This window comes from Robertmurraya sp. DFI.2.37, assembly GCF_029211245.1.
Classification (GTDB): Bacteria; Bacillota; Bacilli; order Bacillales; family Cytobacillaceae; genus Robertmurraya; species Robertmurraya methanolica_A.
Window position 1 is genome coordinate 1 of sequence record NZ_JARGEJ010000623.1, and the last position, 302, is coordinate 302.

Genomic DNA, 302 nt, shown 5'->3' on the forward strand with positions numbered 1-302 from the left:
GCTTCAAGAAACGGGCACTGCAGCAACAGCAAAGCATTTCCCGGGCCATGGAGATACAGCGGTTGATTCGCATGTGGGACTTCCATCGGTACCGCATGATCTTGAGCGTTTGAAGGAAGTAGTATTATATCCTTTTCAGGAAGCGATGGATGCGGGAATTGATGCGATTATGTCAGCACACGTGACATTCACAGAGATTGATGATACGACGGCAATCTCAAGAAAAGACGGAACGGAAGTCGCTGTACCAGGTACATTATCCCATAAGATTCTAACCGGTTTAATGCGCGAGGAAATGGATT

Annotated in this window: 1 protein-coding gene; it reads left to right on the plus strand. The window is 47.0% G+C overall.

Going from position 1 to position 302, the window contains the following annotated elements:
* Nucleotides 1-302, plus strand: a 302-nt coding sequence (locus tag PZE06_RS27965) for a glycoside hydrolase family 3 N-terminal domain-containing protein (RefSeq protein WP_275792397.1), incomplete at both ends; no start/stop codon positions are given.